General features: G+C 31.5%; 23 protein-coding genes, 1 pseudogene and 1 riboswitch. Of the genes and pseudogenes, 7 read left to right on the top strand and 17 right to left on the bottom strand.

The window, feature by feature from the left end:
• Positions 1-80: 80 nt before the first annotated feature.
• Together carB and LNQ49_RS07940 are read left to right on the top strand one after the other, a co-directional pair.
• The gene (carB, locus tag LNQ49_RS07945) at positions 81-2,936 is read left to right on the top strand and encodes a carbamoyl-phosphate synthase large subunit (RefSeq protein ID WP_229988121.1); all 2,856 of its coding nucleotides are present in this window, start codon (positions 81-83) and stop codon (positions 2,934-2,936) included.
• 392 nt (positions 2,937-3,328) lie between these two features.
• A complete protein-coding gene (locus LNQ49_RS07940) occupies positions 3,329-3,703 on the top strand; it encodes a helix-turn-helix domain-containing protein (protein ID WP_229988120.1) in 375 nt (124 codons plus the stop codon).
• A 72-nt stretch (positions 3,704-3,775) separates the two neighbouring features.
• Here LNQ49_RS07940 and LNQ49_RS23395 read toward each other — a convergent pair whose 3' ends face one another.
• The 5 genes from LNQ49_RS23395 to LNQ49_RS07920 all read right to left on the bottom strand — a co-directional run bounded on the left by LNQ49_RS23395 (position 3,776) and on the right by LNQ49_RS07920 (position 6,672).
• The gene (locus LNQ49_RS23395) at positions 3,776-4,390 is read right to left on the bottom strand and encodes a hypothetical protein (RefSeq protein WP_487313311.1); all 615 of its coding nucleotides are present in this window, start codon (positions 4,388-4,390) and stop codon (positions 3,776-3,778) included.
• Between the two features lie 209 nt (positions 4,391-4,599).
• On the bottom strand, positions 4,600-5,136 hold the full coding sequence (locus LNQ49_RS07935; protein ID WP_229988119.1) for a DUF4252 domain-containing protein: 537 nt from the start codon (positions 5,134-5,136) through the stop codon (positions 4,600-4,602).
• A gap of 1 nt (position 5,137) precedes the next feature.
• Positions 5,138-5,701 (bottom strand): DUF4252 domain-containing protein, encoded by a 564-nt coding sequence (locus LNQ49_RS07930; RefSeq protein ID WP_229988118.1) that lies wholly within the window; start codon positions 5,699-5,701, stop codon positions 5,138-5,140.
• A 1-nt stretch (position 5,702) separates the two neighbouring features.
• Positions 5,703-6,176, bottom strand: a complete 474-nt coding sequence (locus LNQ49_RS07925) for a hypothetical protein (RefSeq protein WP_229988117.1) — start codon at positions 6,174-6,176, stop codon at positions 5,703-5,705.
• Positions 6,163-6,672 carry an RNA polymerase sigma factor gene (locus tag LNQ49_RS07920; protein WP_229988116.1) on the bottom strand — a complete coding sequence of 170 codons (510 nt, stop codon included), beginning with the start codon at positions 6,670-6,672 and terminating at the stop codon, positions 6,163-6,165. The genes LNQ49_RS07925 and LNQ49_RS07920 overlap by 14 nt, the downstream gene beginning before the upstream one ends.
• A gap of 124 nt (positions 6,673-6,796) precedes the next feature.
• Here LNQ49_RS07920 and LNQ49_RS07915 point away from each other — a divergent pair, with 124 nt between their 5' ends.
• Positions 6,797-8,248: a S41 family peptidase gene (locus LNQ49_RS07915; RefSeq protein WP_229988115.1), complete on the top strand. Its 1,452-nt coding sequence runs from the start codon at positions 6,797-6,799 to the stop codon at positions 8,246-8,248.
• A gap of 68 nt (positions 8,249-8,316) precedes the next feature.
• On the opposite strand, the gene LNQ49_RS07910 is transcribed toward LNQ49_RS07915, so the two are convergent.
• The 8 genes and pseudogenes from LNQ49_RS07910 to LNQ49_RS07875 all read right to left on the bottom strand — a co-directional run bounded on the left by LNQ49_RS07910 (position 8,317) and on the right by LNQ49_RS07875 (position 15,788).
• A complete protein-coding gene (locus tag LNQ49_RS07910) occupies positions 8,317-9,381 on the bottom strand; it encodes a YncE family protein (RefSeq protein WP_229988114.1) in 1,065 nt (354 codons plus the stop codon).
• Positions 9,382-9,385: 4 nt separating this feature from the next.
• On the bottom strand, positions 9,386-11,239 hold the full coding sequence (locus LNQ49_RS07905) for a TonB-dependent receptor plug domain-containing protein (RefSeq protein ID WP_229988113.1): 1,854 nt from the start codon (positions 11,237-11,239) through the stop codon (positions 9,386-9,388).
• Positions 11,240-11,267: 28 nt separating this feature from the next.
• Positions 11,268-11,493, bottom strand: a riboswitch (cobalamin riboswitch).
• Positions 11,494-11,571: 78 nt separating this feature from the next.
• The gene (gene cobC / locus LNQ49_RS07900; RefSeq protein WP_229988112.1) at positions 11,572-12,108 is read right to left on the bottom strand and encodes an alpha-ribazole phosphatase; all 537 of its coding nucleotides are present in this window, start codon (positions 12,106-12,108) and stop codon (positions 11,572-11,574) included.
• Complete coding sequence (locus LNQ49_RS07895; RefSeq protein ID WP_229988111.1) at positions 12,093-12,881, bottom strand: adenosylcobinamide-GDP ribazoletransferase; 789 nt, start codon at positions 12,879-12,881, stop codon at positions 12,093-12,095. The genes cobC and LNQ49_RS07895 overlap by 16 nt, the downstream gene beginning before the upstream one ends.
• Before the next feature lie 32 nt (positions 12,882-12,913).
• Positions 12,914-14,593 carry a nicotinate-nucleotide--dimethylbenzimidazole phosphoribosyltransferase gene (gene cobT / locus LNQ49_RS07890; protein WP_229988110.1) on the bottom strand — a complete coding sequence of 560 codons (1,680 nt, stop codon included), beginning with the start codon at positions 14,591-14,593 and terminating at the stop codon, positions 12,914-12,916.
• 77 nt (positions 14,594-14,670) lie between these two features.
• Positions 14,671-15,180 (bottom strand): bifunctional adenosylcobinamide kinase/adenosylcobinamide-phosphate guanylyltransferase, encoded by a 510-nt coding sequence (cobU, locus tag LNQ49_RS07885; protein WP_229988109.1) that lies wholly within the window; start codon positions 15,178-15,180, stop codon positions 14,671-14,673.
• A 20-nt stretch (positions 15,181-15,200) separates the two neighbouring features.
• A pseudogene (locus tag LNQ49_RS07880) lies at positions 15,201-15,398 on the bottom strand (four helix bundle protein); the annotation flags it as partial.
• Positions 15,399-15,422: 24 nt separating this feature from the next.
• Complete coding sequence (locus LNQ49_RS07875) at positions 15,423-15,788, bottom strand: C1orf53 family protein (protein ID WP_229988108.1); 366 nt, start codon at positions 15,786-15,788, stop codon at positions 15,423-15,425.
• A 178-nt stretch (positions 15,789-15,966) separates the two neighbouring features.
• Between LNQ49_RS07875 and LNQ49_RS07870 the strand changes: the two genes are divergently transcribed.
• From LNQ49_RS07870 to LNQ49_RS07860, 3 genes are all read left to right on the top strand, one after another.
• Positions 15,967-17,109 (top strand): ABC transporter substrate-binding protein, encoded by a 1,143-nt coding sequence (locus LNQ49_RS07870; protein WP_229988107.1) that lies wholly within the window; start codon positions 15,967-15,969, stop codon positions 17,107-17,109.
• 7 nt (positions 17,110-17,116) lie between these two features.
• Positions 17,117-18,145 (top strand): iron ABC transporter permease, encoded by a 1,029-nt coding sequence (locus tag LNQ49_RS07865; RefSeq protein WP_229988106.1) that lies wholly within the window; start codon positions 17,117-17,119, stop codon positions 18,143-18,145.
• An 80-nt stretch (positions 18,146-18,225) separates the two neighbouring features.
• A complete protein-coding gene (locus LNQ49_RS07860) occupies positions 18,226-19,002 on the top strand; it encodes an ABC transporter ATP-binding protein (RefSeq protein ID WP_229988105.1) in 777 nt (258 codons plus the stop codon).
• 23 nt (positions 19,003-19,025) lie between these two features.
• Here LNQ49_RS07860 and LNQ49_RS07855 read toward each other — a convergent pair whose 3' ends face one another.
• Positions 19,026-19,484 (bottom strand): tRNA (cytidine(34)-2'-O)-methyltransferase, encoded by a 459-nt coding sequence (locus LNQ49_RS07855; protein ID WP_229988104.1) that lies wholly within the window; start codon positions 19,482-19,484, stop codon positions 19,026-19,028.
• Positions 19,485-19,499: 15 nt separating this feature from the next.
• Complete coding sequence (locus LNQ49_RS07850; RefSeq protein ID WP_229988103.1) at positions 19,500-20,075, bottom strand: pseudouridine synthase; 576 nt, start codon at positions 20,073-20,075, stop codon at positions 19,500-19,502.
• Between the two features lie 648 nt (positions 20,076-20,723).
• Here LNQ49_RS07850 and LNQ49_RS07845 point away from each other — a divergent pair.
• Positions 20,724-24,143 carry a T9SS-dependent choice-of-anchor J family protein gene (locus LNQ49_RS07845; protein ID WP_229988102.1) on the top strand — a complete coding sequence of 1,140 codons (3,420 nt, stop codon included), beginning with the start codon at positions 20,724-20,726 and terminating at the stop codon, positions 24,141-24,143.
• A gap of 104 nt (positions 24,144-24,247) precedes the next feature.
• Here the strand turns inward: LNQ49_RS07845 and LNQ49_RS07840 are convergent, their stop codons facing one another.
• Positions 24,248-25,846, bottom strand: coding sequence for a hypothetical protein (locus LNQ49_RS07840; protein ID WP_229988101.1), 1,599 nt, complete (start codon positions 25,844-25,846; stop codon positions 24,248-24,250).
• A complete protein-coding gene (locus LNQ49_RS07835) occupies positions 25,843-26,394 on the bottom strand; it encodes an RNA polymerase sigma factor (protein ID WP_229988100.1) in 552 nt (183 codons plus the stop codon). Before LNQ49_RS07835 ends, LNQ49_RS07840 begins: the two co-directional genes overlap by 4 nt.
• Positions 26,395-26,409 lie beyond the last annotated feature (15 nt).

The raw sequence follows: 26,409 nt of genomic DNA, 5'->3' as shown, positions 1-26,409 counted from the left end.
TAAAAAATAAGTAATGTTTTAATTTCTAAATAAGTAGAGTTGAACATTAAGCCAAAATATAACTACACAATACAATTAAAATGCCTAAAGACACATCAATAAAATCAGTTTTAATAATAGGTTCAGGACCTATTGTTATTGGTCAAGCTTGCGAATTTGATTATGCAGGATCACAATCAGCACGTTCTATTCGTGAGGAAGGAATTGAAGTTATCTTGATAAACTCAAATCCAGCGACTATTATGACCGATCCAAGTATGGCCGATCATATATATTTGAAGCCATTAACTACAAAATCGATTATTGAAATTTTAAAAGCACATCCACAAATTGATGCTGTTTTACCTACAATGGGAGGACAAACGGCTTTGAATTTATGTTTAGAAGCTGATGAAAAAGGAATTTGGGCAGATTTTGGAGTGAAATTAATTGGTGTTGACGTAAACGCTATCAATATTACTGAAGATAGAGAGCAGTTTAAACAACTTCTTGAGAAAATTAATGTGCCAACTGCACCTGCAAAAACAGCTACTTCATATTTAGAAGGAAAAGAAATTGCTCAGGAATTTGGTTTTCCATTAGTAATTCGTCCTTCATTTACTCTAGGAGGAACTGGAGCAGCAGTGGTTTACAAAAAAGAAGACTTCGATGAGCTTTTAACAAGAGGACTAGAAGCTTCTCCAATACATGAAGTTTTAATTGATAAAGCTTTAATGGGATGGAAAGAATACGAATTAGAACTTTTGAGAGATAAAAATGATAATGTAGTAATCATTTGTTCTATCGAAAATATGGATCCAATGGGAATTCATACTGGAGATTCGATTACAGTTGCGCCAGCAATGACATTATCTGATACAACATTCCAAAAATTACGTGACTATGCAATCTTAATGATGCGTAGTATTGGAAATTTTGCAGGAGGTTGTAACGTACAATTCGCAGTTTCACCAGATGAAAAAGAAGATATCGTTGCGATTGAAATTAATCCACGTGTATCTCGTTCATCAGCATTAGCATCAAAAGCGACAGGATATCCAATTGCTAAAATAGCTTCTAAATTGGCGCTAGGATATAATCTAGATGAATTACAAAATCAAATTACAAAATCTACTTCGGCTCTTTTTGAACCAACTTTGGATTATGTAATTGTAAAAATACCTCGTTGGAACTTTGATAAATTCGAAGGAGCAGACAGAACTCTTGGTCTACAAATGAAATCTGTAGGTGAGGTTATGGGAATCGGACGTTCATTCCAAGAGGCTTTACACAAGGCAACTCAATCATTAGAAATCAAACGTAATGGTTTAGGTGCTGATGGAAAAGGATATAAAAACTACGAACAAATTATTGAGAAACTAACTTTTGCAAGTTGGGATCGTGTTTTCGTAATTTATGATGCAATTGCAATGGGAATTCCATTGAGCCGTATCCATGAAATTACAAAAATAGATATGTGGTTCTTGAAACAATATGAAGAGCTTTATACTTTAGAAAAAGAAATTTCAAATTATAAAGTAACTAATCTACCTAAGGAACTTTTACTTGAAGCGAAACAAAAAGGTTTTGCAGACAGACAGATTGCTCACATGGTGAATTGTTTAGAGAGTGAAGTTCACGCTTTAAGAATGACAATGGATATCAACCGTGTGTTTAAATTGGTTGATACTTGTGCCGCCGAATTTAAAGCAAAGACTCCTTATTACTATTCAACTTTTGAAGCAGTAATTGAAAAAGCAAACGGAGAACGTTATGTAGATAATGAAAGTGTTGTTACAGATAAAAAGAAAATAATAGTTTTGGGATCAGGACCAAACCGTATTGGACAAGGAATTGAATTTGATTACTCTTGTGTTCACGGTGTATTGGCTGCTAAAGAATGTGGTTACGAAACTATCATGATTAACTGTAACCCTGAAACAGTTTCGACAGATTTCGATACGGCTGATAAATTATATTTTGAGCCAGTTTTCTGGGAGCATATCTACGATATCATTCAACATGAAAAACCAGAAGGTGTAATTGTACAGCTTGGTGGACAAACAGCATTGAAATTAGCTGAAAAATTATCTAAATACGGAGTGAAAATCATAGGAACTAGTTTTGATGCCTTAGATTTAGCTGAAGATAGAGGGCGTTTTTCAGAATTATTGACAGAATTACATATTCCTTTCCCTCAATTTGGAATTGCTGAAACAGCTGATGAAGCTTCAACTTTAGCAGATACTCTAGATTTTCCATTATTGATTCGTCCTTCTTATGTATTAGGAGGTCAGGGAATGAAAATTGTAATCAATAAAAAAGAGTTAGAAGAGCACGTTATCAATTTATTGAAAACGATTCCAGGTAATAAATTGCTTTTAGATCATTATCTTGCTGGAGCAATCGAGGCAGAGGCTGATGCGATTTGTGATGCTGACGGTAATGTTTATATCATAGGAATTATGGAGCATATCGAGCCTTGTGGAGTTCACTCGGGAGATAGTAATGCAACATTGCCTCCTTTTAACCTAGGTGAATTTGTGATGCAACAAATAAAAGATCATACGGTTAAAATTGCGAGAGCTTTAAAAACTGTAGGTTTGATTAATATTCAGTTTGCAATAAAAGACGATACAGTTTATATCATCGAAGCAAACCCAAGAGCATCTAGAACGGTACCGTTTATTGCAAAAGCATACGGTGAGCCTTATGTGAACTACGCTACAAAAGTAATGTTAGGACATAATAAAGTAACTGATTTTGATTTCAATCCACAATTAAAAGGATTTGCAATTAAACAACCTGTATTCTCATTTAGTAAGTTTCATAATGTAAACAAAGCATTAGGACCAGAAATGAAATCAACTGGAGAGAGCATCTTGTTTATCGATGACTTAAAAGATGATCAATTCTACGAATTGTATTCAAGAAGAAAAATGTATTTGAGTAAATAAACTCAAGTCTAGTTATAAAAAAAAGCCTCAAAGTTTAAATTTTGAGGCTTTTTTTATAACTATCTCGTTCTGAAAAAGTTGACTACAATCAATGTTATTTAATTAAAAAAAGTAGTGATTGTTAGTTTGGTTAACATCTAAATTTATAGTTGTTTTAATAACCAAATTACAAATTGTGCGATTCCGTGGTTCATGATATAAGTATTTTATCATTTATAATAAATTTCAAAAAGTCGTTAAATACCTTTTTGCTTGTTAGTAAAATTGATAAGATATTTGTACTTTATTGTAGTAAAAAACGCATAAAATAAAGCTTTTATTGTAAGTTAAAACCCTGTGTTTGTCTTGGGATTTAGTTTTATATGCTATATTTGTTTAAAATAATACATTTTATGCAAACTGAAATTGTAGTTAAAATTAAGAAAATTCGTATTGAAAAAGGGTTTTCTCCAAATGAAATGGCGGAAAAGTTAAATATTGATCTTTCTGCATATTCTCGTTTGGAGTCAGGAACAACATTCACTTGGGGAAAATATTTGGAAGATATTTTGATAATTTTTAATCTTTCACCTGAATGTTTTTTTAAAGGAATAGGTGTGAAGAATAATATTAGACGCAAAAAAGATTCTCTCGGAGATTGTACTTCTTTTGATTTTTTTTTTGCAGAATATAAGGAAAAAGTAAAAAAAATAGAAATTTTATTTGAAGAACGGTTGAAAGATAAAGATGAAATAATAGAGCAGTTAAAAAAGAATGAAAATATGTAAAACTTGTCAACCTATTTTAGGACTAGTCAATATTTTATTCCTAAAAGTAGATAGTTGATTTTTAAATTGTTTTTAAAAATCTATGCAGTTTAATTCTTTAAAATTTTGATTTAATTTTTTTATCAGTTTTAAATAAAGGATTTTATAAATGGACCAAATAAATGAGGAGAGAATTATTAATAACAGTGTGAGTATGAAATAAAAAGAAATTTGAGAAATAAATAAGTTGTTACTTGATTGATTTGGGTTTAAGAAAATTAGTTGTGAATTATTGTTTTTAAGATATATATAGGAAAAAACAATTGCATTTAGATTAAACAATATTAAGCTTGAAAGTATATAGTAATATACTGATTTTCTAGTTCTTATGATGCTTTTAGATAATTCGTTTAAGTTTGAACTTATATCAATTCTTTTGTAATTAATAAAAAATTGCACAAAAAAATATAAAAATATAAAATAATATAAATAGTCTAGAAATATAATTATAGTATTCTGTTCTACTGCTAATATTTCTTTTGTGTATTCTAGTTGATTTGCAATATAAGACATCAATAAAGAAACTGAAAACTCTAAAATACTTATTATTAGAATCTTTTTTACAATAGAATAGGAGCGTAAGTGTATTATACTAAATAATTCTGAACGTTCAATATTTATATTTGTAAAGTCTAAATTTCTCCACATTGTTTTTAAAATACTTGATTGATTTTTATTTTTCATGGCATTTTTACTTAATTAGTATGTCTTTTTCTGATTAAGTTACAATTTAATGAAATAAAAATAAAGAAAATTCTTTCTTTATTGTAGAAGTAAAAAAAATAGGTTAGATGAAATTATATCTGAAATAAAAAAAGCTCCATAATTGGAGCTTTTTTCAGATTCTAAAGTAAGAATTATTTAATCAGTTGTTGTAACGGTTTGAGTTGTTCCATATCGATATTAGATTCTTTAAGAACGCTCATTAATGTCATAATGTTGTTTGGATTCATATTTTTTCCTAAAACACGAACTACGGCAAAGCCATTTTCGTTTCTATTGGCATAAATCACGAATTCTTCAATATTTTCGTCAGTTCCAACATAGCTCACAGAAGCACCATCTTTACCAGAACCGAACTTCATTAATTGCTGGTATTTAGGATTTTTTAAAATAGTATTTACCTTAGTTCTTTCTGTTTCGTAATCAGCTTGGTTTTTGTCATTTCGTTTGAAAGCTAAAATATTCATTTTGTCGAAAGATTTTAGTGCTTCACTTTGTTCTGTAGATAGTTTTGTTTTATCTATGTTAAGAATAGTAGGTGAAACATCCAGTGCAATGAAATTTTTGTTTTCAGTGTTTTCGACAAAATATTTTTGCAATGAAGGCTCAGAATTACAGCTTATTAAAAGTAATAATCCTAAAAAGGCGAAAATAGTGGTTATTCGTTTCATGTTATTTTTTTCCTTTAGATGCTTTTTTCAAATCAGATCCTCCTGGCAATTTCATTTTATCAGTAAGTACTGAAATTTCATTTAAATCAAAATTACCAGTTAGTGATAGTAAAACGGTGTCTTCGTTTTTGCCTGAATCAATAAACATGAATAATTCTTTTATTTGAGTATCGCTAGATCCAGATCTTACGTAGATTTTCACGTTTCTTCCATTGTCATTTACTCGCATTAATTCTTCTAATGCAGCAGTTTTTATATATTTATCTGCTGTAAGTTTCATGTCGGCTTCAACTCGGCTGCTTTTTGTGGTAAACACTTTTAGATTGTCTAATTTTTTAATAAGACTTAAATATTGCTGCGTTTCCTTGTCTGAAGCGTCAACTTTTACTTTGCTCATTAAATCAAACATCTTTTTATTTACAATTACAGATGTTACATCATCTTGTCCGTCATATTTATCAAAAGTTCCTTGGGCATAAAAAGCATGGCTAACAAATATAAATACTAGTGTTATTATGAATTTTTTACTCAAGTTTTTACTGTTTTCGTGAATAGTTGATTTCATTTTATCGAATTTTATTTTGTTTGAAAATTAAGTTTTTTGATTGTTCGTATTCTTTGATGTACTGGATACTTTCTATACCAGTATTTACATTGTGTGACACCATAGCCAAAGCTTTTTGTGTTGCTGCTAAAGCTTCTTCTGGAGTGTCATAAGTTCCTAAATCTGAATTTGTAACAACAGGAACCGTGTTATTGGTACTGTTGAAGTATAAATAAGAACTTATTCCTAGTAAAATAACAGCCGAAGCAGCAATTGATAACCACGCAACATTACGTTTTTTAGTTTGTAGTGGAATTTCTTGCGTTAAACGTTGTTCTTTTACTTGAGAGAAATAACCAAAAAGTGGTTTGTATTGTTCCAAATGCTGCGCAACATTCGAAGAAGAAAAATAGTTTTTTAATTCATTTTCTTCAGCAATAGTACTTTCTCCCTGAAAGTATTTTTCTAATATTATTTCTATTTTATTTGATTCCATATTCGTGTGTGTTAAGCATAGATTCTCTTATTTTTTTTCTAGCTCTTGAAAGTGCTACTCGTATAGCAGTTTCATTCATATTAACTATTTTGGAGATTTCGTCAAATTCATATTGTTCGACATCTCGTAACTGAATTAAAATTTGTTGCTGTTCAGGCAACTGATTCATTATTTTTTCTACCCATTCTAAACTATTATTATCTTCAATTTTTTGATCTAATTGTGGCTCCCTGTCTTTGTAATTCGTATGTACAAGAGTAATATTACTGGCTCGTTTAGATTTTAGTTGATCCAAACAATAATTTTTGGTCATTGTCATGGCAAGAGCTTCAACATTATTATAGGTATTTAAAGTTTCTTTCTTATTCCATAATTTTACTAAAATCTCTTGCGAAGCATCTTCAGCTTCTTCTGTACTTGTGAGCAATCGTTTTGCCAGACGAAATACTTTGTCTTTGAAAGGATTTACTAACTGAATGAAAACGATTTGATTCATAAAAATGACAAATTATAGGTTCGCTTATAATATCAAGACGAAACAGAATTATTTTTGTTACAAATGTGTGTTAAATAAAACTAAAGGTAGTATTTTTACGTTAATACTATATTGATACTATACTATGAAGACAATATTTAGAACTGCAATATTATTATTTTTAGCTATATTCTGCTTTCAAGCTTGCCAAGATCAAGATGATGTGGCTGCCCCTAGGAATTTACAGGTACAGGATTTTATCTGGAAAGGATTGAATCAGTACTATTTATGGCAAAGTGATGTCCCTAATTTAGCAGATGATCGTTTTGGAACTCAAGAACAATTGAATTCTTTTTTAAAAGGCTATCCTGATCCTGAAACATTATTTAATTCTTTACGTGTAGACCCTTCGATAGATCGATTTAGTTGGATCGTGGACGACTACACTGTGTTGGAACAAGAGCTTCAGGGTACATCTAAAAATAATGGAATTGATTTTAAATTGAGCCCAGTATCTAAAGGATCTAACGATTTAATTGGTTTTGTTCGTTATGTTTTGCCTAATTCTGATGCTGCTAGTAAAGGAGTGAAGCGCGGAGACTTATTTTATGGTATTAACGGCACGCAAATTAATTATGGTAATTATAAAGCATTGCTTGCTCCAGATAGTTATACGATAAATCTAACTGATTATAATGGAACGACATTCACACCAAATGGCAAATCGTTTACATTAACGAAAACAGTTTTGGATGAAAATCCAATTTTTATTAATAAAGTAATAAATTCAGGAGGGCATAAAATTGGTTACTTGATGTATAATGGCTTTTATGGTAACTATGATGATCAATTAAATGCAGCATTTGGAGATTTAAAAAATCAAGGAATTACTGATTTAGTTCTTGATTTACGTTATAATGGGGGAGGCTCTGTACAAACTGCAACCAGATTAGCAAGTATGATTACTGGACAGTTTACAGATAAGGTTTTCTCTAAACAAAAATGGAATGCCAAAATCAATAAATATTTTGAAAGTGAAGATCCAGAATCACTTAATAATAATTTTGTAGATAAATTTAATGGAGTTGCTATAAATAGTTTGAATTTAGGTAAGATATATATATTAACGACTAAAAGTACTGCATCTGCAAGTGAATTAATTATTAATGGTTTAAAACCATATATTGATGTAGTACAAATAGGAGATGTTACTATAGGTAAAAATGTAGGTTCGGTTACCTTATATGATTCGCCTACTTTTGGGAAAACTAATCGTAATCCAAATCATAAATATGCAATGCAACCCATTGTTTTGAAGATTGTGAACTCACTTGATTTTGGAGAATATACTAATGGATTGACTCCTACTTATAGTGTGCCAGAATATATAAATTCATTAGGGGTTTTAGGTGATGAATCAGAACCGTTGTTAAATGCTGCTATATCGAAAATTTCAGTAACTGCTAAAATGATTAAGCGTAAAGAAGGAAAAGAGTTGGAATACTTTACGGATTCAAAAGCGATAGATGGTATACGAAATCAGATGTATTTAGATAAAGCTCCAGAAGGACTTTTGAGAGCATTACAAGATAGATAAAGAATTAAAAAAGGCTTTCATTATGAAAGCCTTTTTTATAAAGTAAAATGTAAAAAGGATGATTTTAATTAATCATTAAAGTAAAAACCGTTTGGACCTATACCAACAACTAATTCTTTTTGTAGAGTTCCTGTAAGAGAATAGATGTATGCTTTACTGTCTGATTTAAAGTTTCCACCATCAGCTACAAAAATATGATTGTTTTTAACTGCAAAGCCATATAAATACCCGGCACTAGAAGTTAAAATAGTTGTTGTAGAGGCTGTAGTGTCGTTTAAGTTCATAGCATAAACCGAACTTCCTGCAGTATAATAAATTTTATTTTCATAAATATCTAAATTCCCTGCTCCATCTAAAGATGCTGGAAATTCAATTTTTGAAGTTGTTTTGTCTGAAATTTTCACCTTTGTAATTTCACTTCTAGTGCCATCATATGGTCCTCTTAAGATATATATAATCCCATTTTCTTCTTCCATAGTATCAGAGCTTAAACCAATAATTATAGGTGTTTCTAGTTTTTTGTCAGCTATATTTACAATTAATAATTTATCATTGTTTAGGGGCTCAGTAATATATAATTTACCGTCTTCTAATAGGATTCTATTAGCAGTTGCATTTAATTCAATTTTAGACTCAACAGCATTTGTCGCTAAATTAATTACTGCAACATAATCATCAGTGTTTCCATTAGGATTTTCCTCTGGCTTTTCATAAGAATAATATGTATTTGCGTTAGTGACATAAGCTTTTCCGTCTTTTACAACACCATATCTTGGGTTTTTAAGTCCAGTTTCTATCTTTGCAATTAACTTGAAAGTATATCGGTTTACAACATTAATTACATTAGAGCCACCAGCAATGATATAAGCTCTATCGCCATCAAAGAAGATGTTTTGAGCATATTTACCCATTAAATCTTTAGGGTTTGCAGCAGTGTAAATATCTTGTACGAAATTATTAAGATTATTGTCAATAAATGAAACAGATCCTTGACCTGCAGATCCTTCATTCAAAATCAGGATGCCATTGTCATATGCTCCTTTCTGGTCATCTGAATCGTTGTTATCATCATTCGAACAAGAAACGAACAATGAGACGCTGAGTACTATTAAAAATAATTTACTGAACTTCATTATATTAAAATTTAAGGGTTAAATACATATTAAAATTTCTTCCAGGCATAATTCGGTCTTCTAAGCTTTCATATTCTTCATTGAATAAATTACGAACTTGAAAACCAAGTTTGAAAGAAGACAGGAAGTGAAAATCATAATCGATACCAATATTTGATATTAAATAATCATTGACAATCTCTTTTGGGTTATTATCGGCTCTTGTATATACAAAGCCATTGTATAAAATTTGATAGTTGGCAGATATTTTACCACGGGCATAAGCTATAGCTCCAGTTGCTTTATTAAATGGGACAAAAAATATTTGTTTATTGGTTTCTTCATTTTTAGAAACAGTATAAGCATATGTCGCATTTAGACTAAAATAGTTTTTACCATAATTGTTTTTCCAGCTTAGCATAGTTTCTGTTCCATAAGAGTTTACTTTGTCGGTGTTTTGTGGCGACCATATTCCTTTGTTTCCAGGTACCCATTGTAGTAAATCTTTAATTTTGATATAGTAAACAGTTTGAGAAAGTGTTATTTTTTTATATGAAAAAACATTTCCAATTTCAGCTTGATAAGAGCTTTCAGGTTTTAAGTTAGGATTTCCCCCTTCATCCCAATAGAGATCATTGTAAGTTGGGATTCGATAATTTCGGGATAGATTTAATTTTAGATTATAGAATTTACTAAACTCATAAGAAGAACCTAATGAAAATAATACAGGTGACTTATAATTATTTGTAAATTCTTTCCGAATACCAAATTCATTCAGCCATTTGGTTGTTACTTGCTGTTTTGCTAATAATGATACAGAACTTATTTCACGAACATTATTTCCAAAACTAGTCCCATATCCTTTGGTCCTGCTATAATCTATAACCCCATTTACTTGAATAGATTTTAATATTTGATATCCTAAATCAAGTTTAGTTATTAAGTTTTGTGTTTTTCCATAACTATAATAATCACGGTCTATGTCGGCAAAATATTGATAATTTTCTAGAATATATGCAGTCTTAAAATTGGCAGTTAATTTATTAAAGTCACCATTGTATTCTATTAAGTTGCGGCTAAAACCATTGATGTATTTTGACTTGGTTTCTGATTCTGAAATCAATGATGTGTTTCTGTCAGTATTTGAAGTTTGACTGTATAATTTTATGGTGTTGTTTTTGTTTATTTTATATCCAAAATTGGCATTTACGCCAATCACATCATATTGTCCATTAGTATTATAGCGTTGTTCGCCTTTCCAATTGTATGTATTTACATAAGGATAATCATTCGTTGAACTGTTTTTAGAAAAACCAATTTGTGCACTCCACTTTTTGTTCGAAATGTTTGTTTTGTAGTTGATTCCAGCAGTATTAAAACTACCGTAATCAAGTCTTAAACTATTGCTAAATTGATCGTTGAAGATTAAGTCATTGTTTAAATGTACAGTTCCTCCAACAGCACCACTTCCGTAAATAACACTTCCACCACCAGCTTTTACACTTATCGAATTATAATCATTGGAAGAAATGGTATTGAAATCGGTACTTCCATTCATCTGGGAATTGATATTAATACCGTTCCAAATAACTGCTGTTTGAGAGGCTGTTGTTCCTCTAAACGCAACTGTTGAAAGCATTCCACGACCGTATTCTTTAAAGTATATAGTAGAATTGAAGTTTAACAAATCAGTAAGTAATGCTTCATTTTTATTAATAATGGAGTCATTGAGTTTTAATACCGATTGTGAATCAGAATATTTTTTGAGATTAGCATCCGAAACGATAACTTCTTTTAGTTTTGTTATAGAATCATTTTGTGCCGAAATGAATTGGCAAACTAAGAGCGAAAAACAGATGTAGAACTTTTGTAATGTCATAATTTCTAAACTCTTCTTCCCGAGAGTTCGATATTAGTTAACAAAGGCAGGTCTCCTGGCTTACGTCTTGTTGTTTTCCTTCCCGTTCTAAAACAGTGGTTTTGTAGTTAACAACAAACATTCCTTACGGAACTAAGTTTACAGTTGCGGGTACAGCTCAAGATTTTTGAATGTTGATATTTTCAATCTTCATTTACTTGATTCCCTTTTAATGTGTCTCAAAAAATAACACAACCTTAATGTGAATGCAAATATAAAGTTAAAAATACTTAAAAATCAATTTTGTTTGGTTTTTAACCTATAAGCCTAAATAAAAGAGGTTATTCGTCGTTTTAAATTATGATTTTTATAACCTGACCAAAATCGACTTTGTTTTGGAAAGCATCTTTTAAAGGAAGAGAGTTTAAGAGACACAATATGCTTCTTACAACTCCTGCATGGGCAACAATGATTACTTTTTGAGGCGTCTTAGTATGTATTTCATTTTCTATAAAATCACTAACTCTTTTGTGTAGGTCAACAAAAGATTCTCCATCTGGAACACGAACATTTACAAAATCTTCCATCCAAGGATTTAGATCTTCTTGAGAGATTTCGTTCCAATTTTTCATTTCCCAATCGCCAAAATTCATTTCCATTAAGCGATTGTCTTCTTTGTAATTTGTGATGTCATTTTGCTTTTGAATATGTTTGGCAAGTAATACACAGCGTTTCAGTGGACTCGAATATAATAAAGCATCTTGAGGTAATTGTTGTGCAATATTTTCAAAAATTAAATTATAAGGAGTGGCTATGTCTACATCGGTTTGACCGTAACAGATTCCTTTTTCACAAACCGTTTCAGTATGACGAACTAAATAAATCTCCATATCGCTATAACACTTAAGTAAAAGATAACTTCGCAAACTTGCTGGGTCGCACCTAAACAATCACCAGTATAACCATCAATCCATTTTTGAAAATAACGTGCCAGAAAGTAACGCGTTAAGAATACTGGAATTACAACCAATATTAATTGGTACTGAAAATAGGAAAGAACTAAAAGAGGTAATAACCCAAAAACGAATGCTCCTAAAACTTCTTTCCAACTAAAACTCTTTGCAATAGGTTTGCTTTTGCTTGAAGCATCTTCTCGTGAATACTCATGTGTGAACACAATACTTATTGCTGCCAAGCGACTAAGCGAATGTCCTGCAATAAACAATAGAAGAATAGTAAAGATTGATTGTTGACTTGCAGTGGTTATTAACTCAGTAAGTAATTGGAATTTTAATAATAATAGCAACACAACACCAATGGCTCCATAAGCACCAATGGCACTATCTTTCATGATTAATAAGATTTTTTCTTTGGTCCAACCACCACCAAAACCATCACAAACATCGGCAAAACCGTCTTCATGAAAAGCTCCAGTTGTTAAGATTCCAGTAATCATTCCTATAATTACTGATGCTGCAGTAGAAACCAAAAAGGAAGCACCATAAAAAGCTAAAAAAGAAAGGGTTCCAACAATCCATCCAATCAATGGGAAATAACGACTGGCTTTATTTAAATAATCAGGATTGTGGTCAATGTTTTTCGGACATGGGATTCGAGTGTAAAACATTAAAGCTGTGAAAAAAATATGGAGTTGCTTTTTCATTAAAAAGAGATGTTTTTTTTAATTGGTATTAATTACTTATTGCTAATCCCTGCATTTTCAAAAGTAGCCATTTCGTTCAAGAAAGCAACAGCCGATTGTATTATAGGCAAAGCAATTGCACAGCCTGTTCCTTCGCCTAAGCGTAAATCTAGTTGTAAGACGGGTTGAACCTCTAAGTAATTCAATAATTTTTGATGTGCTTGTTCGGCAGAAGAATGACAGAAAATAGCATTCTTTTTGATTTCGGGATTTATTTTATGAGCAATTAAAAAAGCAACTGTGCAAATGAAACCATCAACAAGAATTAGCATGTTGTTTTTATAAGCAGTTAGCATTCCACCTGCCATTTGCATAATTTCAAAGCCACCAAAAAAGGCAAGTTGCTCATGTAATTTGGCTTGACCAGAATAATTTTGAATGGCTTTTTTTAGGATATTCTGTTTCTGAATTAATTTATCTGCGTCAACACCAGTTCCTTTACCTACACACTCTTCGATGGAGATTCCGGTTAAAACACTCATTAAAACCGAGGCTGTAGATGTATTTCCTATACCCATTTCACCAAAACCAATGCAGTTACTTCCTGTTTTTGCAATAGCATCAATGATTTCACCTCCTTTAGATAAACACAATTGTAATTCGTTTTCGCTCATTGCAGGAGCGTGTAAAAATGACTGTGTTCCTTTGGCAATTTTAGCATTAATCAAATTTGCATTTGTTGGGAAATCATAATTTACACCAGCATCTACAATTGATAGTTTAATTTTGTTTTGTTTACAAAATACATTGATTGCTGCTCCTTCTTCAAGGAAATTACCAACCATTTGTCGGGTCACATCTTGTGGATATGCGCTCACTCCATGATTAGCAATACCGTGGTCTGCTGCAAAAACAACAATGTTTGGTTTTATAATTTCAGGAGTTAAAGTCTGAAAGATAGTTCCAATCTGAAATGCTAATTTCTCTAGAGCTCCAAGAGAACCAGTTGGTTTTGTTTTAGAGTCGATTTTAAATTGTAGTGTTTCACTAAATGAGCTTGAAAGTTCAGGTTTTGAATTGTTTTCAAAATCTGTCTTAGGGATAAAGTTCTCATTTATGGTTTTGATTTCTGTACAATTAAAAGTTTCCGATTTTTGTTTCCAGTTTAATTGTTGCAGCATCGGTTGGTTATCATAGTTCGTTGCTGGTTTACCGATACAAAAATAACCTAGAGGTTCTATGTTTTCGGGCAAGTCAATTATTTTTTTGAATTGGTAATAATTTAAAATAGAAACCCAACCCATGCCATATCCTTGTTCCGTAAGAGATAGCCATATATTTTGTGCAGCACAAACAGAACTGAATTTGACAGCTTCATTACTACCGACAGTTCCTATGGTAAAACTGTTTAATACCGAGCGATCATAAGCAATTATTAACCCTATTGGAGCTTCTTCTATAGCTTCTAATTTCAAGGATTTATAATGTTGTTTTTGCTCTTCATCATCAGTTAGGGATTCAGCTTTTTTATTATAATCTAAAAATAAATCTTTGATAGCCTTTTTTACTTCATTAGATTTTATGATGTAATATTTAGTAGCATCAGTTAAACCAACCGAAGGAGCCCAATGTCCTGCCTGTAAAGCTTTCTGAATAACTTCATCAGGAACTTCATCATTTGTAAAATGGCGTGTGTCACGGCGTGATTTTAATATGTCATCTAAATAACTCATGTTTTTTTGTTTAAAAAGTGAGGGGTTAAAAGTGGAACTTATAAGATTGAAAAGTTAATTTAAAGACCCGATTCAATTTACCCTTTTATTCTAACTGGAATTCCAGAAACCATTAGCACAACAATATCGGCATTTTTAGCCAGAAACTGATTCATCCAGCCTTGTAATTCTGTAAATTTTCTTCCCACATGTGTGTCTGCATGAAGTCCCATTCCGATTTCGTTGGTCACAATTATTAAAGTTGCGTCGGGTTGATTGGCAATTTTTAAAAATTCAGCTTTAGCTTCTTCTAGTGATAATGCAACATCATTTTTGGTATCCACAAAAAAGTTGGTTAACCAAAGCGTTACACAGTCAATTAAGGCTACTTTACCAGAAAAATTAATTTCGCTTAAATGTTTCTCTTTTTCAATATTCGTCCAGCGTTCATCACGTTCTTGTTGGTGTCTACCAATCCGATTTTGGAAATCTTCATCCCATTTTCGGGCAGTTGCCACATACATTGGCGTATCTGTAAGTTGTAATGCAAGTTCTTGTGCATAACCACTTTTTCCTGAACGTTCACCACCAGTAATTAGGTATATCATCGTTTTAATTATTAGTTGTTGATTGTAAATTTATGAATAAAGTCATTTTTGCTTTCAGCATGCTCTGCTTCTCTAATCATTGCGCCAATACTTGTTCCTGACCTAAGAAGTTGTTTAGAAAGTATGAATTCCATTTTGACGGTACATAAGTATTGGTATAGTCTAACTATACGAATGGGAAAATCAAATTTTTTATCTTTTACAATATTATTTTTCATCATTTATAATTAACAACTAAACAATTATTTATATGGGCAATGTCTGCATTTATTTCCACAACAATTTCCTCTTTTTAAGTGAAACCATTCTTTAAAAACATAATTCCCATTTTCTAGATAATAATCAATTCCCTCAATAAGGGTATTGTTTTTGGGTAAAGTGGAAGCTTTGTTATCAACCGCAATATCGGGAGTAATTCTATTTACAAAATCATCTATTTTTACTGTACAGGCATTTTTAAAACAATTTGGACAAAGGCAATCCACAACTTCTGAAGGTACAAAAATTGGAGGGAAGTCATTACACCAGCATTTGTTTCCATCGGGAGAATCACCACAATTAAATGCGGTTCCACAGCTTGAGCAGTTTTTTACTTTAAGACCATTCATGCTGTAAAGATACTATTTGTTTAATTTTTTAAGTTTAAAAGTAAACAAGAAATTTAGAAATTGCGCTACCTTTGTTGCTATCCAACATTGTAAAATATGGGATTGCTATAATTTAAAATCAGATATGAGGTTAAATAGTGATGCTATAATTCTTTTAAAAAATAAATAGGAGCTATATATGAAATCGTTATTACATAAAGTTGTTTTTCTTTTTTCTTTTTTAGTATTAATTAGTTGTAAGAAAAGTGAAAGTACTACAGAAATAAAAGCCGAAACTGGGCAAAATAGTATTGAATATGCTTCAGGGCTCTCTATTAATAAATTTACAGGTTATTCGGTTGTAAAAGTTACAAATCCTTGGCCAGAAGCGAATAAGGATTATACTTATGTTTTAAAGGAAAAAGATGGAGTAGTGCCAGATAGTTTAAAAAACTACACTACAATTCAGGTCCCATTACAAACAATTGTAGTAACATCAACAACTAATATTCCGTTTTTAGAAATGTTAGATGTTGAGAATAATTTGGTAGGGTTTCCACATACCGATTATATTTCTTCAGAGAAAACTAGAAAATTAATTGATGAAGGAGCTGTTAAAAATGTTGGGCAAAATGAAAAATTAAATATCGAACAGCTTATCGAATTGGCACCAGACTTAATTGTTACTTTCGGAGTTGATAATAATAATTCAATGCAGGATAATTTGCAAAAGAGCGGTCTGAAAGTTCTTATTCAAGCAGATTGGATGGAACAATCTCCACTAGGAAAAGCGGAATGGATTAAATTATACGGAGCATTATTTGGAAAAGGAGCACAAGCCAAAGAACTTTTTGATAAAATTGTAACTAGCTACAAGGAAGCAAAAAAATTAGTTGCTTCTAAGGAAGTTACTTCGACAGTTTTATATGGTTCGATGTATATGGATCAGTGGTATGTTGCCAAAGGGAATAGTTGGGTAGCGCAATTTATGGACGATGCTAAGGCTAATTATTTATGGGCAAATTTAGAGGGTACAGGAAGCCAAGGATTGTCCTTTGAAAAAATATTAGATAAAGCCAAAACAGCTTCGGTTTGGATTGCAACAGGTTCTTTTAAGTCATTGGCAGAATTAGAAAAAAGCAATCCGCATTACAGTCAGTTTGACGCTTTCAAAACAAAAAATGTATATACTTTCGAGAGTAAATTTGGGGCAACAGGAGGTACAATTTATTACGAATTAGCACCAAGCCGACCAGATTTAGTTCTTAAAGATTATATTAAGATATTTCATCCAGAGTTATTGCGAAGCTATGAATTTACTTTTGCATCTAAATTAAATTAATTTCAAGTTGGCGAATCAAAAGCGAAATACTATCTTGTTTTTCATACTCGGTTTAGCACTTTTGGTACTATTCTTTTTAGATATTAGTTTCGGGTCGATTACAATCCCTTTTAAAGAAGTTTATACTAGTTTAACAGGAGGAGAAGCGAGTAAGTCGACTTGGGAATATATTATAATTAATTATCGTTTACCTAAAGCTATAACGGCAGTATTAGTTGGTGTAGGATTATCTACAAGCGGATTAATGATGCAAACATTATTCAGAAACCCATTAGCAGGTCCTGATGTTCTAGGGTTAAGTTCAGGAGCAATATTGGCAGTGGCCATTGTGATTTTAGGAGCAGGTTTATTGCCTCCATTTTTAAATACAATAGTATTGTCAAGTTACGGGATTGTATTAGCTTCAACATTAGGAAGTATTTCTGTTCTATTCTTAGTTTTATTGGTCTCACAGCGATTACGAAATACAATGGCTATTTTAATTGTCGGACTTATGTTTGGTAGTTTTACTAGTGCTATAGTGGGAGTTCTAACTTATTTTAGTTCTGCAGAGCAATTGCAAAAATTTACCTTTTGGTCATTAGGAAGCCTTGGAAATCTTTCTTGGTCATCGATTGTTGTTTTAGCAATTAGCGTTAGTATTGGATTGCTTTTAAGTGCTAGTAGCATAAAACCATTAAACGCATTGTTATTGGGAGAGAACTATGCAAAAAGTATGGGGCTTAATTTTAAAAAAACAAGATTAATAATTATACTTGCTACAAGTATTCTTGCAGGAAGTGTTACTGCTTTTGCAGGACCAATTGCTTTTATAGGATTAGCAGTTCCACATATTGCCAAGCTTACATTTAGAACCAGTAATCATGTAGTTTTATATTGGAGTACCCTTTTTTATGGAGGGATAATTATGTTGTTTTGTGATATTGCATCACAATTGCCCGGATTAGAAACTACATTACCTATTAATGCAATAACATCTATAATAGGAGCACCGGTGGTGATTTGGTTATTAGTGCGAAAAAGGAATTTTGAATGATTTTTTTGCATAGATTAAAAAGAAATTTGAATAATCTATGAGAATCTTGTTAATCTGTGGCTAGAATAAAATTTTAAAAAATGGAAAGCATCCTAACTACTTCAGACTTAAGTATTGGTTATAAGACCAAGAAAGCTACTGTGACTATTGCTCAAAACTTAAATTTAAACTTTGAGCCAGGAAAGCTCATTGCTTTAATTGGTGCAAACGGGATAGGTAAATCAACTTTACTACGAACAATAACAGGTATTCAGAATCCATTATCAGGAACAGTTTTGCTAAATAATAAGAGTGTATTTGCATATAAACCACTTGATTTAGCTCAAAATTTGAGTATAGTTTTAACCGAAAAGCTCCCATCAAGTAATCTTTCTGTTTTTGAATTAGTAGCTTTAGGACGTCAACCTTATACAAACTGGATTGGGACTTTAACGCAATACGATATTAAGAAAGTAAATCAGGCGCTAGAACTCACACAAATAAGTCATTTGTCGCATAAAAAGCATTATGAAATAAGTGATGGACAATTACAAAAAGTATTAATTGCACGAGCTTTGGCACAAGATACACCACTTATTATTCTTGATGAACCTACAACACACCTCGATTTATTACACAAAGTAGCCTTATTTAAATTGCTTAAGAAGTTAACACATGAAACAGGGAAATGCATTTTGTTTTCTACGCATGATATTGATTTAGCAATTCAATTAAGTGATGAAATGATTATAATGACACCTGAAAAAGTTATACAGGATGAACCTTGTAATTTAATTGCAACTGGAAGTTTTGCAAATTTATTCAAAGATGACCATATAACTTTTGATGCTGAAAAAGGTAAATTTGTAATTACTTAAAACTTTATAAAGGAATAAACAATCTAACGAAGTTTTACACCGATCTGTCTCTTGGCTTCTCCTACTACAAAAGCAACAGAGTTTGCAATATTAAAACTTCGGATTAATGAAGACATTGGTATTGTAAGATGATTTTCAAACTGAGCTAAAACTTCTTGACTTAGTCCAACACTTTCTTTGCCAAATACTAGCCAATCACCATCTTGAAAGTCAGCTTCAAGGTATGAATTTTCAGCATGAGAACTCATCAAGAAAACGCGAGATAGGTCAGGGATTTGAGCTTTCCATTCTGCTACATTTTGATATTCAGTTACATCAAGATGAACCCAGTAATCCAATCCTGAGCGTTTTAGGTTTTTATCATTTATAACAAAACCAAAAGGATGAATTAAATGTAATCGGCTTTGAGTACCTACACATAAACGACCAATGTTTCCAGTGTTATTAGGTATTTCGGGTTCTACGAGAACTATATTTAGCATTATTGTTTAATTTGTTTAATTGTTAATCTGAAAATCATCAACTTCCAAAACTTCGCCAGCTTTTAAGCCTTGCAAATATACATTTCCTATGCGAACACGTACTAACCGTAAAGTAGGAAAACCAACTGCGGCTGTCATTTTTCGTACTTGGCGAAACTTTCCTTCATTTACTGTTATCGATGCCCATGAAGTTGGTCCATGTCGTTCATCTCTTATTTTTTTTCCTCTTGGTCCAAAATCAGGTATTTCGGTAACTATAAAAGCAGTACAAGGTTTCGTTTTATATTTTCCACCATCAAAGCCAATCTCAACTCCTTTTTGTAATTCTTCAATAGCCTCAGGAGTAATAATTCCATCAACTTGAACATAGTATTCTTTATCAACTTTTTTACTCCTTACTTGTTCACTCACTTTTCCATCAGTAGTGAGTAAAAGTAATCCTTCCGAATCCTCATCAAGTCTACCAATAGCCATTGTACCCTCTGGGAAGTTATGTAATTCCCCTAAAAGTTTTTTCTTTCTCTTTAGCTCATATATAAACTGGCTCAAATAACCATATGGTTTAAAAAGAATAAAATGTTGATGCGACATGCTGAAATTTTTGTGCAAAGATAGTTTTGTTTGAGGACTAATTCCAATTTATCCTTATCACTACTTGCTGTTTCTCATTTTATTCAACCATAAATAAACAGACCAAATTACTGTAATACCAAATAAGATAATTAAAGGAGGGTAGTAGTTGCTAAAAAAATCATGGAAATAGGAACCAATTAAAATGTATGCCGAAGCAATACAAAGTTTCAATATAATAAACTCAGCATTTGACCAACTAGTTTTGATTTTGAAGAAGTCCATAATATGTGATTTTTAGTATTAGTGGATAATTAAATAAAAGTACAATTTTTGCAAGTAACTCCGAGATAGTTCTCATTTAATGAATATTAAATAGGTTAATTATTAGGATGATTAATGAGGGATTATTATGTGTTTTTTTGTTTGAAAAGCCTTACTATTGCTCGGATTGTTGAGGTGTTTTGACTCAGATTTAAAAAAGGAAAAAGTGTGAATTATATGTTTAATTTATTAAAATGTTAAATATATCGAATTCAAATAATCAATATTATGTTGTTTGGTATTGAATATTTGATAAATTTATAAACAATAACTTTAAGGTTTTGTAATATTCGCTTAACTTTAAAGGCTATAAATTTGAATTCTAAAAACTCTATTTTTAATCGTATGAAAAACATTTACTCTTTGCGCCATTTAATGGCTTTTTTTAGTTTTTTTTATTGCTTTTCAGGGAATCTTTTTGCGCAGACTCAACCACTGCCTCAGGCATTGCCTTATACACAAAATTTTGATGCATTGCCTGCAACAGCTACAGTTTATCCAGCTGGATTTCAAGGATGGCAAGTTAGTGCGACTCAGAATAATGCTACTTATGGTACTGGTTTGACTGGTGATAAAGCGTTAGTAGGGGGAAGTACTGCTTCTACAACTAGCGGTAATGTTCATAACTATAATGGTAAAATAGGGTTCTTGAATACAACTTCTGCTGATTTTGCATTAGGTTTTGCTTTTTCAAGTCTTAATAATACTGCAATAATAGTTCAATATGATGCTATGATAATTCGTAATCTATACGATGGAGCATCTGTTAATCGTCTTCAAGAGATGGCTTTGCAATATCGTGTTGGTACAACAGGAGCTTTCATTACTTTACCATCTACAGCTTATTTAAATAATAGTATAACTCAACAAACCGGAGCTGTTACTACGCCTTTAGATATGTTAACTACAAGAATCTCTGTGACATTGCCTTCAGATTGTGATAATCAACCTGTAGTGCAAATAAGATGGATTGCTAGGTTAGTATCAGGTACAACTGGTTCTCGTCAATCTTTTGCAATTGACAATATAACTATTAAAAGCGATAATGTTGCTCCAATAAATAGTGTAGGTTATCCAAAAATAGATAATGTATTATCAGACGAGTTTCATTTTTCTAATCAAATAGATGAAATTGGTAAAACATATTATGTATTAGTACCTTCTACTGATGCTGCACCAACTACTTCACAAATAAAAAATGGATTAAATGCTAGTGGAACTGCAGCTTTGCAATCAGGGCTATTAGATATTACTGATAAGACTCAGGTTTATTCAAAAACGTTTACAGGTTTAACATTGAATACATCATATAGTGTTTACTCTATTTCTGAAGACCCATATGGCAATATACAAACAAGTGCAAACAAATTAGACGTTACGACTTCAAGTGTTGTATTACCAAAATTAACAACTAGTACCGCAGCAATTAATTTTGAAGTACCAGTTGAGCAAAATTTTAATTCGGCTGTTTTAAATTACCAAATAGGCGCAACTAATCTTACTAGTGAAGTAACAGTTACTGCACCTGCTAATTTTACAGTTTCAAAAGATAATATCAATTTTCTATCTTCGGTACAATATAATGTAGCCGATTTTGCTGGAAATGCGACACCAACCGTATATGTTCGTTTTGCACCAAATGCAACTGGCGATTTTTCAGGACAAATTACTCATGAATCTACTGGAGCGACAAATAAAATAGTTGCTTTATCTGGTATTGGAATCAATCCATATATTCAAGACTTTAATGATGCAAATGTTTTAACCAATAGTGGTTGGACAGCTTATAATGTAGCTGGGACTAGTAATAAATGGATAAGTACGACGACTAATGCGAAAAGTGCTCCTAGAGCCGTAGTAATGAATGGATATTCAGATAATGGTCCAAGTAAAGATTGGTTGATTTCTCCTAAATTACAGTTAGATACTTTTGATAAATTTCCCTTATTGTCATTTTACTCTCGTAAATATTTTGCAGGACCGAGTTTAAAATTGATGGTTTCTGTAGATTATGATGGTGTAAGTAGCCCTGAAACTGCTACTTGGACAGAATTAGATGGAAGTTTTCCTGCTGTAACAGCTACTTATGTACAATCACAATATATTAGTTTAGGAGCTTATAAAACGAATCATACTTATTTGGCTTGGGTTTACGAAACGACAATCGGTGGAGGTAGCGGTAATGCTGCTGAGTGGACAATCGATGATGTAGCCATAACTAATGAATTAGGTTATGTCGATTCAAATCCTAATTTGGATTTTGGTGATGTTAGTCCGAATGGAGTTTCTATTAGTAAATCTTTTGCTTTTAAAGCGGGTGGCTATGGTGATATCACTATTACTGCACCTACAGATTACCAACTATCTCTTGATAATTCTAACTTTCAATCTAGTATTAATGTTCTTGAGGCTGATGCATTATCAGGAAAGACGATTTATGCGAAATTTACACCATCAACAAAAGCTTTAAAAATTGCAGGCCCTTTAACTGTAACGGGAACAGCATTAAATAAAGAGATTGGCACACTAACTGGTTCTTCTTTACCAAAAGTGGATACTTTTGATGTTGTAACGTATAATCTTGAGTTTTTTGGTACAGATGTTAAGGATGCTTCTGGCAAAGAATTTGGTCCTACAGATAATGTATTGCAAATTGCTAATGTTGCTAAAGCAATGATTAAGTTAGATGCCGATGTTTACGCTGTACAAGAAGTGTCAAATGATGCTGCTATGGATGAATTAATTAAACAAATAAGTGTAGGTGGTAAAACATTTAGTAAAGTAACTTCACCTAGTTGGTCTTATTCATTTAATCCAGCTGATCCTAATTTCCCTCCACAAAAATTAGTTGTGATTTATAATACTGAAACAGCAACGGTTACAAGTGAACGCGTAATGTTTAAGGATTTTTACGATGGACTTCGTAATGGAACCGAAACTTTAGTAAATTATCCAGGTACCAATGCCAACTTTTTTTCATCTGGGCGTTTACCATATATGGTACAAATAGAAACAAATATTGGAGGAGTGAAAAAACTAATTAATTTGGTCGATCTTCATGCACGTGCCAATAGTGGATCAGATATAAGTAAATACAACATGCGTAAATATGATGCTCAAGTATTAAAGGATAGTTTAGATCGTTATTATTCAAAGTCTAATTTAATCATTTTAGGAGATTATAATGATGATGTCAAAGCATCAGTTATTACACCAAATCCATCATCATATAAGGCTTTCGTAGATGATACTTCTAATTATAATGCACTTACTTTAGAAATTAGTAAAGCTGGAGCTTTTAGCTTCTTGAGCTCGGGTGGATTTTTGGATCATATCATGATATCTAATGAGTTGAATAGCGAATACATTGCTAACTCTATTGCAGTTTATGATCCTCGTAATGACATTTCTAATTATGTAAATACAACATCGGATCACGGACCAGTAATTGCTCGTTTTGAATTAAAAGCAACCAATTTAGGTGCAATAGATTTTGAAACAAATAATGAATTTGCAGTAAAAGCATATCCTAATCCTGCAACAGATGTCGTTAACATTTTTGTGAAAACAAATGATGATAAGAAATTAAAATTGAGGCTTTATGATATTACAGGGCGTATGATAGGTGATCCTGTTGACGTAAGTGGAGGACAGGATAAGAGTACTTCAGTAATTCAGGTAAGTGATTTAAAATCGGGTATCTATATTTACACTTTAACAGAAAATAATAAAGTTGTTTTTAGAGATAAGATTATAAAAAAATAAACACTAATGTTATAAATTAAAAAAGCTAGATTCTATTTTTAGAATCTAGCTTTTTTTATAGGATATAATTTGGTCTGCAATTGTTATTACAACAAAAGAGAGAATTAAAACCCAAAATTAACCCCAAAATTCAGACCCCACTGAAATTGGTTAAAAGATTGGGTTTTTAGGGGATTGATATAATAATTTAGTCCAGGTTCAACAAATAAACGAGTTTGTTTAAGGACTTCATATTGTAAAGTACTGCTTAGTTTAGATCCATATACGAAATTGTTCACATCTAGATTTCCTCCTATAGAATTACCATCTAGAAAAATTTCATTGGAAATCAACTTTCCTATGAAACCACCAGTATTAAGCATAATAGCTGCTTTTTTTGTGCTTAAAACGGAATAAGAAATTTCCAAGGGCATTTCAAGGTATTGTAATTGTTGATCGATATTACCTGTTAGATTATTTGAGCCATTACCCTGAATTTTTTGATTGCTGTTGTCCGATGAAAAGACATAGTTTTTATTAGTAGAAATATATTCTGTACTTGGGCTTGAAATGAAAAAATCATTTGTAATTCCAGCGCTTAATGTGTTTTGTTGCTTATTGTAATAAGAAACATTAGCTACAGATTGTCCTAGTTCATTGACTTTTAAACCAGAACTTACAGCCCATTTTTTATTGAGTTTATAATTCGTTTTAATACCATACCCTGTATTTTGTTTTGATTCGATCTCATTACCCAGTGATTTTTTATTACCGTAACTCTGAGAACTTGCAACACCTGCATAAAGGCCTACTGACCATTTTTCTTTTAAAAGATCTTTTTCAGTTTTTGGTTCGTCTTTATCTTCTTTATTATTTAATCTATTTTCTAACTGCTGCAATTCGAGTGCAATTTGTGCTTTATTCAATGAATCATTAAAAGAGGTAATATTTTTTTCAGAACTAGTGTTTAGAGCTATTTCTTTATTTTGATTTGTTTTTAAATCGTTATCAACTCTAGTTGTACTTAGTCTATTTGAAGAACTATTAATGTCATTTTGAGATGAAGATTTTCCATTACTATTTAAAGCAATTTCTTCTTTTTTATTTATGTTCAAATGATCACTAACTTTAGTCTCGTTTTGCTTTGTTAAAGATGTGTTTGTATCTTCTTTAGCCAATCTAGCTTCATTATTATTTTTGCTTGAAGCAATACTTTTACTTTTTTTGTTGTTTATGTTATTGCTAATTTCAATACTATCTTGCTCAGATAATGAGGTATTAGCATTGTTGTTTAATGATGGTTTTTCTTTTTTGTTGATTGAAGTTGTTGTGGTTTTGGTTGATTCTTGATTGTTGTTTGAAATTTTATTAGTTGTCGAACTAACTGATTCGGCAACTGATATTGTAGTTGTACTATCTAAAGTGGTATCATTAATAGTAGCAGGCGTTGTATTTGATTTTGAGTTGTTCTCTTGATTATCTAGAACAACATTATTATTATTATTATTATTTAAAGTGTCATTTTCATTTGAGTTAAAATATAGACCAGACGTGATTGCTAAACCTATTAAAAGACTAGCTGCTAACGACCACCAAATGGCTGTTACCCTTTTCTTTTTAGGTTCATCTAATTTTTCTTCAATCTTAGCCCATAATTCTGGTGGAGGTACACTAGAAAAATTTTCTATTGAAGAAAAAATATCTTCTATTTTTTTCTTTTTCATGCTGTTTTAAAATTTAATACGGCCAAAATTTTTGTTTGTAATATTTTTTTCGCCCTATTTAAGTTTGATTTAGAAGTCCCTTCGGTAATTTGGAGCATTTCGGCAATCTCTTTGTGTTTCATTTTTTCGAAAACAAATAGATTAAAAACCATTCTGTATTGGTCGGGTAAATCCTGAATATATTCGATTAGTTTCTCTTGCGTTATCGGAATAGTTTCTAGTTCTTCTTCCTCGATAATTTCTGTTTCTGAGTCAAAAACATCCAAAAAATGGTAATCTCTTTTTTTCTTTTTTAGAGTTTCTATAAGTTTATTGATGAAAATTCGTTTCATCCATCCCTCAAAACTCCCTTCGAATTTATATTGCTTAATCTTTTGAAAAACGATTATAAAAGCTTCTTGAAAGACATCTTTTGCATCATCTTCATTCTTCATGTATTTTAGACAAATTCCATACAATACAGGAGAGAACAATTGATAAATTCTCAATTGCCCTCCTCTGTCATTGTCAATGCACTTTTTTATAAGTAAGTCTAAATTGTCTTCCAAAAAATAATTTTAAAG

Origin of the sequence: Flavobacterium pisciphilum, assembly GCF_020905345.1 — a bacterium.
Classification (GTDB): Bacteria; Bacteroidota; Bacteroidia; order Flavobacteriales; family Flavobacteriaceae; genus Flavobacterium; species Flavobacterium pisciphilum.
Note: the sequence above shows the minus strand (reverse complement) of the source record. Positions and strands in the feature narration are given on the sequence as shown.

Coding starts and splice junctions, on each gene's coding strand:
- carB (WP_229988121.1), top strand. CDS start 81: ATGCCTAAAGACACATCAATAAAATCAGTTTTAATAATAGGTTCAGGA.
- LNQ49_RS07940 (WP_229988120.1), top strand. CDS start 3,329: ATGCAAACTGAAATTGTAGTTAAAATTAAGAAAATTCGTATTGAAAAA.
- LNQ49_RS23395 (WP_487313311.1), bottom strand. CDS start 4,390: ATGTGGAGAAATTTAGACTTTACAAATATAAATATTGAACGTTCAGAA.
- LNQ49_RS07935 (WP_229988119.1), bottom strand. CDS start 5,136: ATGAAACGAATAACCACTATTTTCGCCTTTTTAGGATTATTACTTTTA.
- LNQ49_RS07930 (WP_229988118.1), bottom strand. CDS start 5,701: ATGAAATCAACTATTCACGAAAACAGTAAAAACTTGAGTAAAAAATTC.
- LNQ49_RS07925 (WP_229988117.1), bottom strand. CDS start 6,176: ATGGAATCAAATAAAATAGAAATAATATTAGAAAAATACTTTCAGGGA.
- LNQ49_RS07920 (WP_229988116.1), bottom strand. CDS start 6,672: ATGAATCAAATCGTTTTCATTCAGTTAGTAAATCCTTTCAAAGACAAA.
- LNQ49_RS07915 (WP_229988115.1), top strand. CDS start 6,797: ATGAAGACAATATTTAGAACTGCAATATTATTATTTTTAGCTATATTC.
- LNQ49_RS07910 (WP_229988114.1), bottom strand. CDS start 9,381: ATGAAGTTCAGTAAATTATTTTTAATAGTACTCAGCGTCTCATTGTTC.
- LNQ49_RS07905 (WP_229988113.1), bottom strand. CDS start 11,239: ATGACATTACAAAAGTTCTACATCTGTTTTTCGCTCTTAGTTTGCCAA.
- cobC (WP_229988112.1), bottom strand. CDS start 12,108: ATGGAGATTTATTTAGTTCGTCATACTGAAACGGTTTGTGAAAAAGGA.
- LNQ49_RS07895 (WP_229988111.1), bottom strand. CDS start 12,881: ATGAAAAAGCAACTCCATATTTTTTTCACAGCTTTAATGTTTTACACT.
- cobT (WP_229988110.1), bottom strand. CDS start 14,593: ATGAGTTATTTAGATGACATATTAAAATCACGCCGTGACACACGCCAT.
- cobU (WP_229988109.1), bottom strand. CDS start 15,180: ATGATATACCTAATTACTGGTGGTGAACGTTCAGGAAAAAGTGGTTAT.
- LNQ49_RS07875 (WP_229988108.1), bottom strand. CDS start 15,788: ATGAATGGTCTTAAAGTAAAAAACTGCTCAAGCTGTGGAACCGCATTT.
- LNQ49_RS07870 (WP_229988107.1), top strand. CDS start 15,967: ATGAAATCGTTATTACATAAAGTTGTTTTTCTTTTTTCTTTTTTAGTA.
- LNQ49_RS07860 (WP_229988105.1), top strand. CDS start 18,226: ATGGAAAGCATCCTAACTACTTCAGACTTAAGTATTGGTTATAAGACC.
- LNQ49_RS07855 (WP_229988104.1), bottom strand. CDS start 19,484: ATGCTAAATATAGTTCTCGTAGAACCCGAAATACCTAATAACACTGGA.
- LNQ49_RS07850 (WP_229988103.1), bottom strand. CDS start 20,075: ATGTCGCATCAACATTTTATTCTTTTTAAACCATATGGTTATTTGAGC.
- LNQ49_RS07845 (WP_229988102.1), top strand. CDS start 20,724: ATGAAAAACATTTACTCTTTGCGCCATTTAATGGCTTTTTTTAGTTTT.
- LNQ49_RS07840 (WP_229988101.1), bottom strand. CDS start 25,846: ATGAAAAAGAAAAAAATAGAAGATATTTTTTCTTCAATAGAAAATTTT.